Below are 15,389 nucleotides of genomic sequence, written 5' to 3' on the forward strand. Positions count from 1 at the left end.
TGATGAACGTGACATGGGATAGCTTGCAGCTGCAGCCGCAGCTGATCGAAACATTGATTTCCAATCATATTGAAAGGCCGACGCCGGTACAGTCGGCAACGATACCGGTCCTGCTGGCAGGGCATGACGTGTCCGCGAAATCGCAAACCGGAACAGGGAAGACGCTGGCCTACATGCTGCCGGCGCTTCAACGCGTAGATGTGTCTAAGCAGGACGTGCAGGTCATGGTACTCGCGCCGACGCAGGAGCTGGCGATGCAAATCTTCCGGGTGGCCGAAATCTATGGCGAACCGCTTGAAGTGAAGGCGCAGCAGCTGATCGGCGGCGCGTCGATGCAGCGCCAGGTTGAAAAGCTGCGCCAGCATCCGCATGTGGTCATCGGCACGCCGGGCCGCATCCATGAGCTTGTGAAAGCCGGCAAGCTGAAGCTTCATCATATCCGGCTTGTTGTGATTGACGAAGCGGATCAAGTGTTCAATCTCGGCTCTACGGTCGAGGTGGAGACGCTGCTGCGCGGCATGGTACGGGATCGGCAGATCGCTTTCTTCTCAGCGACTAGGCCGCAGGCGATGATCGAGGTGGAATCGCGGTGGATGCGCGATCCGCAGCGGGTGGACGCGACGGCGGATCAGGAAGCAGGCAAGCAGGTGAAGCACTTTTTCGTCGTGTGCGACCGGCGGGATAAGGCGGATACGGCGCGAAAGCTGATTCGGATGCTGAAGCCGGCGTCGGCGCTGCTGTTCATCAACGATACGGATGATATTGCGAACTATGAAGCGAAGCTCAGCTACGAGGGCTTCAGCGTTGAGACGCTGTACGGAGATGCGGACAAACAGCGCCGCGCATCGACGCTTGCCCGTTTCCGCGACGGGCGTCTCCAGCTGCTGCTGGCAACGGATGTTGCGGCTCGCGGGCTCGATATCGCGGACTTGCCGCTCGTGGTTCATCTTGATCCTGCCCTGGACGCGGATCATTACGTGCACCGTTCCGGCCGGACAGGCCGTATGGGCAAGCCGGGAACGGTCATATCGATCGTGACGCGAAATCAGCTGTTTATTATGGATAAATTCCGCAAGCAGCTTGGCATCGATTTGCAAGAGAAAACGATGTACGCCGGCAAGCTGTGGAATCCCGGCGATGAGCAGAAGAGCCGGGACTATGGGCGCGAGGCGGCGCCTAGACGCGGCAATGGAGCCTCTGCGCGAGGCGGGGAGATAACAAGAGCGCAAAGAGGCGCGAATGGAGAAGGCAGGATCGGCGGCGAGCGCGCTGATGGCGGCAATGGCGCAAGCGCAGCGTTTGGTGCCCGTCCGTCGAGGACTGAGGCAAGCAGCCATGGCGAATCGCGACCGGCTGCTGTTCGCGGCAGGACCGCGGAAGCGAGCTTCGAAAGCCGAAGCGCTGCGTCCGAGCGGCGGCCCGCGGCAGCGAAGCAGCAGGTGAAGCCGACGAAGTCGAAGAAGGAGCAAGAGCGCGAACGGAAGAATAAAGGTGCGCCAAAATGGCTCAAAGCGAAGCGCGAAGGCGACCAGAAGTAGCTGACTGAAAAAAGACCGAGAGCCGCTCACGCTCTTGGTCTTTTTTCATGGGCCATTGTTCAGCCATTCCGATGAATGGACCGGTAGTCCTGCGGCGATATGCCTTCCTTGTCTTTGAACGTTCGGCTGAAATGAGCGCCATCGTAAAAGCGGGCGGCATGAGCGATGGCCGTGATCGGCATCGAGGTCGTTTCGAGCAGCCGTTTGGCATGCTCCAGCCGAATCGTGTTCATATAGATCCCGATGGTGACGCCGGTTTCTTGCTTGAACAGCCGATTGAGGTAGCGCTCGTTGAGCGAATATCGTGCCGCGATCTCGCTAAGCAGCTGCCGCTCGCCTGCATGCCACTGCTCGTGAAGGTCGTGCATGACCGACTGAATGAGCTTGTGGTAAGGGCTTTGCGCGGATTGGGCGATGCCGTGATAAATCCGTACAAGCAGGTGCAGAAAATGCTGCTTCACGAGCGCCGAATCGTGCCGGCCCAAATTGAGATCGGCCATCATGGCGGCATAATCCTGCTGCAAGCCTTGCAGCGATATCGGTTGCGTATCCAGCTTCAACTTAGCGAATAGGTTGCGAAAGGCCGCATTCAGCTCGACTTGATCCGAGTAGAAGCCGACATAGTACAGGCGGAATTGACCATCTGCGCAAGAACTATTGCGCAGCGTGTCCTGCACGGCGAACAGATCGCCCTGCTTCAGCTGGACGGCTCGTCCGTCTTGGACGACTGCCTGGCTTCCTCCTGCCAAGTAATTGAGCTCGAAGAATCGTCCCGGACCATCCCAGCCAAGGTTTTCCCAAAACCCGCAGGTATGAATGCGGATATGCCGCCAATTCTGGTCGACCTGTTTGATCAGCGCTTCTACGCCCAAGCGGAGCTGGTTGTCGGCCGCCATGCTGCATCCCTCCAATTCATTTTACAATTATACAAATGGCGATGTCGTCGTACAATACATAATGCGCTTTCAGTTGTATATTCTATGTATGGATTTACAAATTAGCTGGCAAAGGGGAATGCGAAAGCAATGAGTTATACGCAAACAACGGAAGAAGAAAAGCAAGCCCGTCTTTTTTACGAAGAGAACGGCTATTGGATTAGCCCTGTCGTGTTTAATGCCGAAGAAGTAGAGGCGCTTCGCAAAGCGCATGACCGCATATGGAATCACGATTTCGACGGTGACGCTTACCCGCTGACGGAGTGGTTCCCGGATCCGAACAAGCCGGACCGTTTGCGCAAAATCGATAACGGCTGGTGGATTAACGACGAGATGTACAATGCGGTTACAAGCCGCAAACTCGGCAAATTAGCGGCGAATTTGATGAATACGAGCGAAGTTCGCCTTTGGTACGACCAAGCCATCTACAAACCGGGCACCGGCAAAGGCGAAACGTCCGTAGGCAACGTAGGCTGGCACCAGGATTGGGTGTACTGGCAATGCACCAACACAAGCAACTTGGTCACGGCTTGGGTCGCGCTCCAAGATACGGATCTCAGCAACGGCTGCATGCAAGTCATCCCAGGTTCGCACAAATGGGGACTTCTGAATTCCGACGGCTTCTTCAACACGGAGCTTGAAGCGGTGAGGAAACAGATGGAAGTAGAAGAGAAGCCTTGGCGTGAAGAGCCGCTCATCCTTAAGGCAGGCCAAGTGAGCTTCCACCACGCGTTAACGATCCACGGATCGCGCCAAAACTTTTCCAACGATCCGCGGCTTAGCATCGTCGCGCATTACATCCCGCATGGAACGGCTTATAAGCGTGTCCAAAACGTCGATAACATCCGCTTGCTGGGACCCCGTCCGAAGGAAGGCGACCTGTTCGACAATCAATACTTCCCGCTTGCGTACTCGGCGTCGGAGGAATAATTTAGCAGCGCGTTTTTTCGCGTGAGATCTCGATTTTTGACGAATCGGGAGAATTAATTTTCACCATGACCCCCTGAAACGCCCTGCCACTCCCCGAACGATATGAGCGAAAGTCAAAAAAGCGGCACGGACCGCAAAATCGCGAGGAGAGTGGCAGCAACATGAAGAAAGCCATTTTGAAAAAGGCGGCAATTACATCGATGGCGTTACTGACCCTGGCAGGCGGCGCAAGCAGCGCATTCGCAGATAGAGGTCAAGAGGACAACAAGAGAGATAATGATAAGCACAGCATCAACCTGCACTTCAAAGATGAGAAAGAACTGAAATGGGCGCTCGAATACATCATCCGTCTGGCTTCCAAAGGCGTATTCAACGGTTATGAAGACGGTACGTTCAAGCCGGCGCAAAAAATTTCGCGCATCGAGTCTATCGTAGCTGCAGTTCGCTTGAAGGGTCTGAAAGAGCAAGCGGAATCGCAAGCGGAAATGAGCACGAAGCTGAACTTCAAAGACGCGGATCTGCTCAAGAAGAAATATCCATGGGCAGTCGGCTATGTAGCCGTTGCGCTTGAGAATGACCTGTTCAGCGAAACGGAAAGCCTGATTCAACCGGACAAGCCTGCTACTCGCCTGTTTGCGGCAACGCTGCTTGTAAAAGCGCTTGGACTTGAAGAAGAAGCAAAAGCGGCTGCGAACGCGGAGCTGAGCTTCCGCGACGCGGGCAAGATTCCTGCAGGTTCGGTTGGCTACGTTAAAGTGGCGCTTGAAAAAGGTCTGATCAAAGGCTACGAGGACAGAACGTTCCGTCCGAACCAACCGGTAACGCGCGCCGAGCTTGCTGCGCTTCTGGATCGTACGGACGAGCAGCTTCCGGATCAAGATGCAACAGCGATCACAGGCAAGCTGAAAGCAGCTCCGAGCGGCGGCGCAATCGTTGTCGTGAAACCGGACAACTCCGAAGTGGCGCTTGCGCTTGACCCAGGCGTATTCATTTTCCGCGACAATGTTAAAGCGCCTGTAACAGCACTGCAAGCGGGAGACGAAGTTCTCGTGCGCACGTTCCAAAACAAAGTCGTGTTCATCGAAGTAACGAAGAATGCGCCTGCGGTTATTACGGAAGCGGGCAAATTCAGCTCCCTTTCCTTGAACGCTGAAGGCAAAATCGCAACGATCTCCTTCACGAAGGACGTAAACGGCTCGACTCAAGCTTACGTGCTTAACGTTTCTCCTGACGCAGGGATCGTAGGCGGCACCGCAGCTCAGCTCATCGCTGGCCAAAATATCGAGCTTATTATTGTGAATAACGTTGTTGTTACCATCAAAATCGTTGCCTAATCGATAACTTACGGAGGTCCCGTGTTCTGCATCCTGCAGGCACGGGGCCTTTTTGCTTATTTTTCATTTAGCCGGAAATTTGGTAGTATCAGGGTGAGAATGTTGAGGTGAGTGTGATGAAGCCAGTTTTGGAAGTGAAAGGGCTGACCGGCGGTTACAGCCCCCGCAGACCGGTACTGCACGGCTTGACCTTCGAAGTCGGCGCGGGCGAAATGATCGGGCTGATCGGATTGAACGGTGCAGGCAAAAGCACGGCGATCAAGCATATCCTCGGGCTGATGCAGCCGCATGCCGGCGAAATTCGCATCGGCGGCCATACGCTTGCGGACAATCCGCAGCAATACCGCAGCTCGCTGGCCTATGTGCCGGAGTCGCCGCTGCTGTTCGACGAGCTGACCGTGGAGGAGCACTTGGCGCTGACGGGCATGGCGTACCAGATCGAAGAAGAGGCGTATGAGCGGCGGCGTGAGAGCTTGCTGGACGAGTTCTATATGACGCCGAAGAGAGGGGCCTTCGCCGCCCATCTGTCGAAAGGGATGCGGCAAAAGGTCATGATCATGAACGCGCTGCTAGCCAAGCCTGCGCTCTATGTGATCGATGAACCGTTTCTTGGCCTCGATCCTCTTGGTATCCGGTCGCTGCTCGATAAATTGGTCGAGGTGACGAAGGAAGGCTCCTCGGTATTTATGAGCTCCCATATTTTATCGACGGTGGAATCGTATTGCAGCCGGTTCATCGTGCTCCATCAAGGCGCCATCGTTGCGCAAGGTTCGCTTCAAGATGTGTGCGAGGCTGCCGGTCTGCCGCAGGGCAGCAGAGCGGGCTCGCTGGAAGAAGCGTTTTACCGGCTCGTGGCAGGTGGAGGCGCGCATGGACCGATCGGTTGATTCTTTATGGCAAGCGCGTTCGAGCGATTTTTGGCGGCGGTCGGCCGTGCCGTATTTTCGTTATATCGCGCAGAGCGGACTGCCGGGCGTAATCGTCATGCTGCTGCTCGCCGGTATGGCTGGATATGGGATGCTGCTGCGGAACATGCCGGAGCATTTCCCGATTACGTTGGTCGGCGTCGCGGTTCTAACGCCAATCATCTGCTGGAGTCCGCTGAGAACGTGGCTGCGCGAGGCGGATATCGTCTTTCTTGTGCCGCGGGAAGCGGAGATGCCGGCTTATCTGCGGCGGTCATTCCGCTATAACGGCATGGCCTGCGCGGCGGCGGTTCTGCTGCTGTGCGGCATCTATATCCCGCTTTATCTGGCGGCGAATGGACGGACTAGCGCGGTGCTGATCGTCTGCGCGGCGCTTCTGCTTAAGGCGCTGCAGCTCGGCTCAGCCTGGCGGGAGCGCCAGCTTGTCCATGCCGGCACCAGGCGAAGTATGCGCCTGCTCAGGTGGGCCGCAACGGCGGTAGGCGTCGCGTCGCTGCTGCATACGGAGCTCTGGAAGACGGCGATCTATCTCGCCGTAGTCATTGGACTCTTCGCGCTTCTATATAAAAGGCTGCCGCGCTATCCGATTCCTTGGCTGCAGCTGATCGAAGAAGAGAGACGGACCAGGCGCCGGTATACGGTGTTCTTCGGGGCCTTTACGGATGTGCCGACGGAAGCGGCTCCGGTGAAGCCTCGCCGCTACCTGTCGTGGATGGCCAGCCGGATCCGGTATCGGAAGGAGCACGCATTTATTTATCTGTATGCGTTTACGCTCATTCGGACCGAGCTTGGCGGCATATTAATCCGGCTGACCGGTCTGGGCGTCTTTACCGGCTTCTTATCGGCCCATTCCGGCTTATGGTCCGGATGGGGAGCCGCAGGCGTCTGCCTGCTGTTCGTTTGGCTCAGCGGCATCCAGCTGAGCGCGCTCGCGCAGGCGCACCGGCACTCGGTCTGGCGGCATGTGTACCCGCTGCCGGAGCAAATTCGCCACGATGCCGTTCTGCGCGTCGACCGGGCGGCGGCGCTCGCTTGCGCTGTCATCATCTGGCTCCCGCAAGGTTTGCTGCTTCCGCCGCAAGGCTATATGGTGCAGGCAGCAGCTTCGTTAGGCTTATCGCTTCTCTACGTGCTGATCGTGCGGCCCGGGAGAGTGAGACGCAAGCTGGCGGTCGATCCGGATGAGGATTAATTGGCAGCACCATAGCTTGAAACCATGAAACAACCTTAGTCCATGCGTCAATAGGACTAAAGTTGTTTCTTTTTTTCGACTCCGATGTATGTAACATCTTTTGTAAGGCTTGCAGAAGGCGCCGATTTGCCGATGCAAACGTTTCACTTTGTTTTTCAAAGTTAGGCTAGAAGAAGGCGGCGAATTCTTTTCGACAGTGAAAGCGCTTGGCGTATGGAAAAGGAATGGTAAAGCTGCCGAAGTTGGAAGATAAATTCATATAAATTTTTAAATAAATCATATCCATCACGTAAACAAAACGAAAAGTAATGTGGAATTTATTATTTTTTTGTGAAATTTCTTTGGAAAATGAAGTTACTTCTTCGACAAGCTGCAAACAGTCCTTTGTCGAAAACTAGGGGGCGAATGCATAGGAAGTAGGATACCATTTTATATCCACGAAGGTATACTGGATAAGGATTAAGAGCAAATCTCACATTCGATACGCATCTATGGAAATTGCATAATTTTGGTAAATTAAGTATTCAGAGAAGGGAATTGGTTTACAAAACATGGGAAAAAGTAATATGTAAAAAATTACTCATGCTGGTACTTCGTCGAAGGTTGAATGTTCATAATCTATGCTTCAGCTAGATGCAGAGAAGGAGACGATATCGATGAGTAAGAAGAAAATGGTAGCGATGCTTTTAGCAGGAGGAGAAGGCAAGCGGCTTGGCGTTTTGACGCAGGAGCTCGCGAAGCCGGCTGTGCATTTTGGCGGGAAGTACAGAATCATTGATTTCACCTTAAGCAATTGTGCGCATTCCGGTATCGATACCGTCGGCGTGTTGACGCAGTACCAACCTCTGGTGCTTAACAGCTACCTGGGCAATGGCAGCCCATGGGGGCTTGATCGCCGCGATGGCGGCATGACCATCCTGCCTCCTTACGTTAAGCAGAAGGGCGGCAAATGGTATAAAGGAACAGCGAATGCCATTTACCAGAATATCGGGTTTATCGATCAGTACGACCCCGAATATGTGCTCGTTATCTCCGGCGACCACATTTACAAAATGGACTACGAGCTGATGCTGGAGCAGCATGAGAAGCGCGGGGCGGACGTGACCATAGCATGTCTCCAAGTTGATTGGAAAGAGGCAAGCCGTTTCGGCATTATGAATGTGGACGATACCGGCGCGATCACCTCCTTCGTGGAGAAGCCGAAGGTGCCGGTCAGCAATCTCGCCTCGATGGGCGTTTATATTTTCTCGTGGGCTGTCCTCAAAAAATATTTAATCCGCGATGAAGCGAACGATTTATCCGGTAACGACTTCGGCAAAGACGTCATCCCGGCCATGCTGAACGACCGCGTCCGGCTGTACTCCTATACGTTCAACTGCTATTGGAAAGATGTCGGTACGCTTGACAGCTTATGGGAAGCGAACATGGATCTGCTCGCCAAGAAGCCGTCGCTCGATTTGAATGACCCTTGCAGGCCCGTCTACTCGGTGAGTCCGAATCGGCCGGCGCACTATGCGGCAGCTGGTGCAACCATTACGAACTCGCTCGTTTCGGAAGGCTGTTTGATTGAAGGGGATGTACGGCACTCCGTGCTCTTCTGCGATGTGCAAGTAGGTCCGGACAGCCGGATTCAAGATTCCGTCCTTATGCCGAACGTGAAGATCGGCAAAGGGGTACGCATCTACAAAGCCATCATTTGCGAAGGTGCCGTTATCGCCGATGGCGTTACGATCGGCAGTCCTGGCAGCAGCGAGGTTACCGTTATTCATGAATCGGTACAGGAGGGAGAACAGCCATGCGTGCAAATTTACTCGGCGTAATCAATCTTATCCAAGAGCCGGATGAGCTTGGGGCGCTTACCGCTGGTCGCTGCTTGGCGGCAGTTCCTTTCGGCGGGCAGTATCGGATGATTGATTTTACGTTATCGAGCATGGCGAACTCGGGTATTTCGCGCGTCGGCATTTTCGCCCATACGAAATACCGGCCGCTTATCGACCATTTGGGCTCCGGCCAGCAGTGGGACCTTCATCACCAGCGTAAGGGCGGACTTTCCATTATTCCGCCAACGATTCGGGATGACTGCAATGAGGTTCCGGGCGGCGATCTGGTGCACTTTTTTCAAAATCGGGATTACTTTACGCGCAACTCGTGCGAGTATGTCGTTCTTGCGCGCAGCCATATGCTCTGCAGCGTGGACTTCAAGCCGGCATTGGCCGCGCATCTGGCAAGCGGGGCTGATGTAACGGTCATTTGCAAGCAGTCCAAGGACCTGCTCGGCGGCAAGGCAAGACTGGTTGAGGCCGACGGAGATGGGCGCATTACCGCGATGCAGAGAGAGAACGGACAGGCGGAAAGCGGCTTGATCTCCATGGAAATGTATATCATGCGCAAGGAGCTGCTGCTGGATCTGGTGATCACTTCGCTGGCGCAGGGGCAGGACTATCTCGTGGAGCATGCGATTCTATCGCGGATTGAAGAGCTTCATATGCAAAGCTACCTGTTTGATGGTTATGTGGGCGTTATCAATACGCTGCCAAGCTATTATGAGAACAGTATGGAGCTGCTTCGTCCGGCGTCATGGAGAAGCCTATTCGCCCGCCATGGCACGATCGCGACCAAGCTGAACGACGAGCCGCCGGCGCGGTACACGGAAGATGCCACGACGAGCAATTCCATGATCGCCAATGGCTGCATCATCGAAGGAACGGTCATGAACAGCATTTTGTTCGAAGGGGTCCATGTTCGGAAGGGCGCATTGGTGCGCAACAGCATCGTCATGCAAAATGCCGTTATCGACATGCATGGCGTTGTCGATCATGTGATTTACGATTCCGGCGCTACGATCGGCTGCGGCCGCGAGCTGCGCAAAGCCGAGTAACGAAAAGCTGCCGTTCTTTCCGTTGCATAGAATATTGGGGGCAAAAAGCGGGGCAGTGAGGAGAGGTCGTTAGGTTGACCTCTGCTCGCTGCCCCGCTTATTTTGCATTATTTGCTTGCGACGGCCACGTCTTGAACCGCTTTGTAAATCGTATCGAACAGCTCCTCGAGATTCTCCTCCTCGATGCAGGAGAACGCGACTCGAAGATCGGTTTCGCCCAGCGCGATCGTACCGATTTCATACGCGTCCAGCAGGCGGGTACGGACGGATTCCGCATCGACGCCGTTCAGCTTGAGGCACATAAAGTAGCCGGAGTTGAACGGATAATACGACCAGACATCCCCGTAGCGGCCGCTGTCCAGCAGGGACTTGACGCGATTCGCGCGGCCCTTCATAATCGCGAATTTCTCTTCCTTCTGCGCATCGAAGTCCGGCGACTGCAGCGCCTTCAGCACGAAAGTTTGGGACGGATGCGGCCCGCTTGAGATCGTCGCGCGGATAATGCCGAGCGTCTTCTGTTCCAGTGCGGACAGCAAGGAGTCAGACGAGCCTGCGTAGGTGATGAAGCCGACGCGGAAGCCCCATACGTATTCCTCTTTCGTTGCGCCGTCGACCTTGATCGGCAGCACGCGAGGGTGCAGATCGGCCAGTTGGCCGAACAGGGACTCGTGCATGGAGCCTTCGAAGAAGAGGCCGAAGTACGCATCGTCGGTAACGGCTACGACGTTAATGCCGGCCTCCGCCGCATCGCGGATCGCTGCCACGATTTCTGCGCCTTCTTCAGCGCCAGGCGTATACCCTGTCGGATTGTTAGGGAAATTCAGGACGACAATCGCTTTGCCTTTGCTCTTCTGAGCTAGCAGCGCCTCGCGAAGGCCTGCGCTATTAAAGCGGTCTTCGCTATTATATAGCGGGTATTCTACGATCTCGGCGCCGCGGCGTACGCCGAAGGTCAGTTCGTAGTTTTCCCAGTTCTTGTTCGGAATGATGACGGCATCGCCCGCATCGGCGAATAGATCGGCTACAATGCTCAGGCCGTGCGTCAGCGCATTGGTAACGACCGGATTGCCGTACGCTTTATTGGCAAGCGAAGGATTCTCCTTCAGCATCTTGCTTCGCCATGCGGCACGAAGCTCCGGCTTGCCTGCCGGCGGCGCATATTCGTAGAGATCCTTCGGATTGTAAGCGGAGAGCGTATCCTGAATAACCTTCAAATGCATCGGTTGGCCTTTCTCAATGGCAATGCCGATCGTGGCATTGTATTTCTTGGCCTTCGCTTTCGCTTCGGCAGATTGACTCAAAATGCCTTCCTTCGGGAAATAAATGGCTTTACCGAGTGTTGACAACATGGCGAACACGTGACCGTTCTCCCGCTCAATCGTCGCGTTCAATGCTTGCGCAAGTGAGTTCATCGACTTCATTCATCCTTCCGGCGTTTCATCGTTTGGTTTCCGCTCGGAAACCATTTAGGAAATATTATAGCACTGTTTGGGAGCGGAAGGCCATGTTAGAACGCCATTTAGGCAACAAATATTTCCGGGTGGCCTCCCGCCGGGGACAACTCGTATTGGCAAAGGATTCGCAGTATTGTATGATGACATCGACATTGTTTATGCAAATGAAAGGAAGATGAAGATGCTGCACTGTGCGCCGACATCTTTTCAATTAAAACCCGCCTTTGCCAAGATCGTATGCGAGCCGGGCTGGAAGTGGCAGAAGCGCGAAAAACCGCTTGCGAATTACGATTTGTTCTACGTCTGGAGCGGCAGCGGCGAAGTCATATTAAACGGCGTGCCATATCCCGTCAGCAAGGGCAGCTGCTTTCTGTTTAAGCCGGGCGACTTTACGAGCGCGACCCATAATCCGCAAAAGCCGCTCGTGCTGACCTATATTCATTTCGACGTCTCGGAACGGGTCGATCTCGTACCGCAATCCTACCGGATTCTGAAGGAAACGGTGGATTTCGAGCATCTGCTGTCGCGGTACGTAAGGCTGTTTCTCGTGAAGACCTATGCCGCGGAGGAAGAAGCCCAGCTTATTTTAAAGCAGCTGATGATTTATCTGCTGCGCGAGGATCTGGAAGGGCCGGTAGAACGGAAGGCCAGCAATCAGCTGACCGAGGCCATTCACGAGGTAGCCAACTTTATCCGGCAAAATCCCGGGATCGCGCACCGCGTGGAAGATTTGGCGCAGCGGGCGCAGCTGTCGCCGAGATATTTCTCGATCAAGTTTAAGGAACTGATCGGCGCGTCGGTGCAGTCGTATATGATCCGCACCCGCATCGAACGTGCGCAGCATCTGCTGATGCATGCGGGGATGAACGTGACGGAGGTTGCCGATGCGCTTGGCTACCGCGATATTTTCTTCTTTAGCCGGCAGTTTAAGCAATACACGGGGAAGAGCCCATCGGAGATCCGGTAGGCTCTTTTTTCTTGTTCTGTTCGTGCGGCGCGGCTAGTCGCCGATTGCTCGGTTATGATGCGGGCAGTAGCGATTCATCAGGTCGATCGTCTCCGCGTCTAGGGGCAGATCGCGTTTCGCCAGACTGTCTGTTATGGACGCTTTAGCGCTCGCTTTCATATTTTGGCCGAATTTGAACTTGCCGGTAATCCGGTCCGCGTCGATCCGAACGACGGCGACGCCCTTCAGCCGCGGGAAATAGTCCGGATCGTCGGCATCGATCGTTTTGTAGCCGCCTTCGGGCTGTAACTTACGCATCAGCGCCTCAAGCGCAGCCGCTTTCTCGTGCGGATCGACAACGATGGCGGCGCGGCCGTCCAGCCGTACGGATTTGAAAAAGGCCGTCGCCGGACATGCCATGAGCGGATCGGTGAAATAAGATGGAATGATGGCATATTCCTTGGCCGCCATGAAGGTTACTCGTTCGTTTGCTTTTAGCTGGGTCATTTTCTCCCCGATGCGGCTGCCGTGGAAATAGACGCTCCCGTTTGTGTAGACGAAATTCAGCGGCGTCATGCCGGGTTCTCCGTCCGCCGTAACCGTCCCTAGAAACCCGAAGCTCATCTCCTGCAAAAAGCTTTCGATTTCCTCGAGATTTTCTACTTCGTTCATCTCAAATTCTTTTCTGCGCATGTCAATCAGCCTCCCTAATTGGTTAAGAGCATACCGCGAATATTGACATTTCAAAAGATCCAATTTAGGTTAGTTTTATTGGACCGCATTACGACACGTAGTAGAAAATGGAAGGATTGTGCACGCTATGGATATGGATTTCCGCATCCCCTATGAGCGGTATTTCGAGGAGCTTGGGCGAAAGACGGATGCGCTGTTCCATTCTCTCCGCGAGGCGATCGTAAACGACACGCTTGCTGGCGGAACCCGGCTGCCGTCCAGCCGTAAGCTTGCAGAGCTCTATGGTGTCTCGCGAGGATCGGTGAACCAAGCGTATGAGATGCTGATTGCGGAAGGGTATGTGCGGGCGGAAGGCGGCAGCGGCACGTTCGTTGCGGACTCGCTCGAGGCCATGGCGCCGGATAATCAGAGGAATGAGGGGGCTCATCTTCTGTTATCGGCTTGGGCGGAACGGCTGCTGGTCTCCAAGGATAAGTTCACTTCGATCGAGAATCATCCGTTCATTGAGCATGGCGGTAAGGATGAGATTAGCTTCCGGGTTAAACAGGTGGATTCGTCTTATTTTCCGGTAGAGGAATGGAAAGCGGCCCTTCACGCCGAGGTGCGCGAGATGATGGCCTGCTACCCGGAAATTAGCAGCGAGGTTGAAGGCTATTTGCCGCTGCGGGAGACGATTGCGCAAGATCTGCGCCGCGAGCGGGGAATAAGAGCGGATGCTTCGAATATCTGCATTACGAACGGATCCATGCACGGCATCGCTCTCTTGACCATGCTGCTTGTTCGGCCCGAGTTCCCGGTCGTGGTGGAAAATCCGAGCTACAGCGGCATTCGCCGGGCCGTTGCTGCCGCTGGCGGTTCGATTATCGCAGCAGACGTCGATGACGACGGGATCGTGCCGCAGGATTGGCCGGCTAAGCTTCTTATCGTGACGCCCACGAGGCAGTTTCCTACGGGTGCCGTGCTATCGGCAAAACGCAGGTCGGAGCTGCTGAGATGGGCGGCACGCCAAGGTGCCGTCATTCTCGAGGATGATTACGACAGCGAGCTGCGCTGGGGCGGCAGGCCGGTCGAGCCGCTGAAGGCGCTGGATCGGGACGGACGAGTCGTTTATATGGGAACCTTCTCGAAAACGATGTTCGTCGATTTGCGGCTTGGGTACGTGGTGCTGCCGGATTCGCTCTTGGAGCCGTTCCGCTTGGCTAAGGCGCTGATGGAGCCGTATCCTTCCGCTCTAGTGGAGCAGCGCGCGCTTGCCCATTTTATAGCAAGCGGCAGCTATTCCCGGCATTTGCGGAGGCTCAAGCGGGTCATCGGACGCCGGCTGCTCGCCTTCCGTGAGGAGGTTGAACGTCGATTGGCGCGGTGGTTCCGTTTTGTCCCTTCGGATGCGGGGCTTCATCTGTATGCGGAGTGGAGGGGGGATTCGCGCAGCTATGCGTTGTTCAGGGATGCATGTGAAGCGGCCGGCGTGCGCTGGTCAATCGGCGACGGGCTATGGGAGGGCCAAGTGCTCCGAAATACGGCGCTTTTCGGCTTTGCGCATTTGTCAGAAGAGCAGATTGCTGCGGGAGCTCGGCGGATTGAAGCCGTTGCCGAGTCGCTGTTCGGCGGCGGTGGATAAAAAAAAGCGACGGGATCTCTCCGGATCCTGTCGCTTTCCCGTTATTGCGATTTTATGGTGTCGCTAGCGTACCGAGCTTCTCGCCCATGCGGACTTTCAGCCCTGTTTTCATATCCGGGCGTGGGAAGAAGCTGTTGTCCTCGGTTAAAAGCACGACGGTGGAACCGAATTCGAAGTAAGCGAGGTCTTCGCCTTTCTCCATCCGTTCCTTTAACGGCAAAACATACTTGATGCTGCTGACGTTCATGGCGCCGACCTTGACGATGGCCGTCTCCGCGCCGGCATGTCGCATGTAGGTGATAAGCCTTTCATTGCGGCTCAGCACGCGGCGCATGTGTCGAAGACCAAACTCATTGACGGGGTACACTTTACCCGGTACATGCTCGCGTTCCACGATCGTGCCTGCGACAGGCGTATGTATGCGGTGGTAATCGGTCGGGCTGAGATAGAGCACCATGTAGTAGCCGTTCTTGTAATTTTCCATGCGGGGAGAACGGTTGAGCAGTTCTTCAATGGTGTAGTCCTGCCCTTTGACGTTCAGAATCGTGCCTTGCTCGATAGGACCGCAGCCCGTAATTAATGCATCGACCGGACTGACAAGCGCGGTAGGGGCCGTGTCGATCGTACGCGCGCCGGGCTTCAACCGCCTCGTGAAAAATTCGTTCAATGTGCTATAGTCATGCAGTTGTTTTTCGGCTTCTTCTATAGTGATCCCGTACATGCGGGCGAATCTTGGAATTAAGCGTCGGCTAGCGGGCGACTGGGCAAATCGGCCGGTCATTCGCGAAATCCATTTGCGCGAGCTAAGCTCTGTCATGGATCGGAGCAGCCATTTGGTCATGCCGGTCATTCACGTCCTCTCTGAAATAGCAGGTTCATCTTGGTTGTAAGGGTGGCCTTCGACTAGTTTGACATATCGCGACTTAATTATCAATAGAGTAC

General features: G+C 55.0%; 13 protein-coding genes. 9 read left to right on the plus strand and 4 right to left on the minus strand.

Going from position 1 to position 15,389, the window contains the following annotated elements:
* Window positions 1-2 precede the first annotated feature (2 nt).
* The gene (locus DL346_RS02515; RefSeq protein ID WP_240633002.1) at window positions 3-1,538 is read left to right on the plus strand and encodes a DEAD/DEAH box helicase; all 1,536 of its coding nucleotides are present in this window, start codon (window positions 3-5) and stop codon (window positions 1,536-1,538) included.
* A gap of 59 nt (window positions 1,539-1,597) precedes the next feature.
* On the opposite strand, the gene DL346_RS02520 is transcribed toward DL346_RS02515, so the two are convergent.
* Window positions 1,598-2,434, minus strand: coding sequence for an AraC family transcriptional regulator (locus tag DL346_RS02520; protein WP_112880505.1), 837 nt, complete (start codon window positions 2,432-2,434; stop codon window positions 1,598-1,600).
* Window positions 2,435-2,563: 129 nt separating this feature from the next.
* Here DL346_RS02520 and DL346_RS02525 point away from each other — a divergent pair, with 129 nt between their 5' ends.
* The 6 genes from DL346_RS02525 to glgD all read left to right on the plus strand — a co-directional run bounded on the left by DL346_RS02525 (window position 2,564) and on the right by glgD (window position 9,733).
* Window positions 2,564-3,403: a phytanoyl-CoA dioxygenase family protein gene (locus DL346_RS02525; protein WP_112880506.1), complete on the plus strand. Its 840-nt coding sequence runs from the start codon at window positions 2,564-2,566 to the stop codon at window positions 3,401-3,403.
* Window positions 3,404-3,564: 161 nt separating this feature from the next.
* The gene (locus DL346_RS02530) at window positions 3,565-4,737 is read left to right on the plus strand and encodes an S-layer homology domain-containing protein (protein WP_112880507.1); all 1,173 of its coding nucleotides are present in this window, start codon (window positions 3,565-3,567) and stop codon (window positions 4,735-4,737) included.
* Window positions 4,738-4,853: 116 nt separating this feature from the next.
* Window positions 4,854-5,624, plus strand: coding sequence for an ABC transporter ATP-binding protein (locus DL346_RS02535; protein WP_112880508.1), 771 nt, complete (start codon window positions 4,854-4,856; stop codon window positions 5,622-5,624).
* Window positions 5,608-6,855 carry an ABC transporter permease gene (locus DL346_RS02540; protein ID WP_165822345.1) on the plus strand — a complete coding sequence of 416 codons (1,248 nt, stop codon included), beginning with the start codon at window positions 5,608-5,610 and terminating at the stop codon, window positions 6,853-6,855. Before DL346_RS02535 ends, DL346_RS02540 begins: the two co-directional genes overlap by 17 nt.
* 656 nt (window positions 6,856-7,511) lie before the next feature.
* Window positions 7,512-8,675 (plus strand): glucose-1-phosphate adenylyltransferase, encoded by a 1,164-nt coding sequence (locus DL346_RS02550; protein ID WP_112880511.1) that lies wholly within the window; start codon window positions 7,512-7,514, stop codon window positions 8,673-8,675.
* Window positions 8,651-9,733 (plus strand): glucose-1-phosphate adenylyltransferase subunit GlgD, encoded by a 1,083-nt coding sequence (glgD, locus tag DL346_RS02555; protein WP_112880512.1) that lies wholly within the window; start codon window positions 8,651-8,653, stop codon window positions 9,731-9,733. The genes DL346_RS02550 and glgD overlap by 25 nt, the downstream gene beginning before the upstream one ends.
* Before the next feature lie 107 nt (window positions 9,734-9,840).
* Here the strand turns inward: glgD and DL346_RS02560 are convergent, their stop codons facing one another.
* A complete protein-coding gene (locus DL346_RS02560) occupies window positions 9,841-11,145 on the minus strand; it encodes an aminotransferase class I/II-fold pyridoxal phosphate-dependent enzyme (RefSeq protein ID WP_112881742.1) in 1,305 nt (434 codons plus the stop codon).
* Between the two features lie 223 nt (window positions 11,146-11,368).
* On the opposite strand from DL346_RS02560, the gene DL346_RS02565 reads away from it, so the two are divergent.
* Window positions 11,369-12,154 carry a helix-turn-helix domain-containing protein gene (locus DL346_RS02565; protein WP_112881743.1) on the plus strand — a complete coding sequence of 262 codons (786 nt, stop codon included), beginning with the start codon at window positions 11,369-11,371 and terminating at the stop codon, window positions 12,152-12,154.
* A 33-nt stretch (window positions 12,155-12,187) separates the two neighbouring features.
* Here DL346_RS02565 and DL346_RS02570 read toward each other — a convergent pair whose 3' ends face one another.
* Window positions 12,188-12,826 carry a pyridoxamine 5'-phosphate oxidase family protein gene (locus DL346_RS02570; protein ID WP_112880513.1) on the minus strand — a complete coding sequence of 213 codons (639 nt, stop codon included), beginning with the start codon at window positions 12,824-12,826 and terminating at the stop codon, window positions 12,188-12,190.
* A gap of 127 nt (window positions 12,827-12,953) precedes the next feature.
* Here DL346_RS02570 and pdxR point away from each other — a divergent pair, with 127 nt between their 5' ends.
* A complete protein-coding gene (gene pdxR, locus DL346_RS02575; RefSeq protein WP_240633003.1) occupies window positions 12,954-14,447 on the plus strand; it encodes a MocR-like pyridoxine biosynthesis transcription factor PdxR in 1,494 nt (497 codons plus the stop codon).
* 52 nt (window positions 14,448-14,499) lie between these two features.
* Here pdxR and asd read toward each other — a convergent pair whose 3' ends face one another.
* Window positions 14,500-15,288: an archaetidylserine decarboxylase gene (gene asd, locus DL346_RS02580; protein WP_112881745.1), complete on the minus strand. Its 789-nt coding sequence runs from the start codon at window positions 15,286-15,288 to the stop codon at window positions 14,500-14,502.
* Window positions 15,289-15,389 lie beyond the last annotated feature (101 nt).

It is taken from the genome of Paenibacillus montanisoli (assembly GCF_003268025.1).
Lineage (GTDB): Bacteria > Bacillota > Bacilli > Paenibacillales > Paenibacillaceae > Paenibacillus_Z > Paenibacillus_Z montanisoli.